We start from the raw sequence: 557 nt of genomic DNA on the forward strand, positions 1-557 counted from the left end.
CCGAGCCGGTGAACGCCCGCGCCCTGGGCGACCTGCTGGCGGTCGCCGCCGACTGCGCCGAGCGGATCGGCGCGCCGGACGCCGCGCCGGTGCGGGGTGTGGACGCGGTGGCGGACCGCGGCGGCTCCTCCCGCCTGGTCGCGCAGGCCCGCCGACTGCGGGCGGCGACCGCCGTGCCCACGAGCGCGGGCCCCACTCCGGATCCCGCTCCCGCTCCGGCTCCGGCACCGGCACCGGCACCGGCACCGGCCGATGGTTCCCGGTCCGGGGAAGCCCTCGTGTGAGATCCCCCATAGCGGACAGAAGCGCGCTTAACCGGGCGGTCACAATCCGTTCGTGATCACGCAACACCCAACCCTCACCGTGGAGTCATGCATCGGAACATGACCGCGGAGCACCGCGTGAACAACGAACGTCCCGCCCCGTCCTGGCTGCGCCTGGCGCCGGCCGGCCTCAAGGCGTGGTGGTCAGGACGCCACGACGGCGCACCTCCGTCGAGTGATACCGATACCGGCGCCCGGCCGTCGTCCTCCACGGGACGGCGGACCGGGCAGGCC

At 75.0% G+C, this 557-nt stretch carries 1 protein-coding gene; it reads left to right on the forward strand.

Annotated features, from left to right (window positions below; genetic code table 11):
* On the forward strand, positions 1-284 hold a 284-nt coding region (locus ACOV8S_RS27630; RefSeq protein ID WP_448321162.1), incomplete at its 5' end, for a hypothetical protein.
* Between the last annotated feature and the right edge of the window lie 273 nt (positions 285-557).

This window comes from Streptomyces sp. CO7, assembly GCF_053474865.1.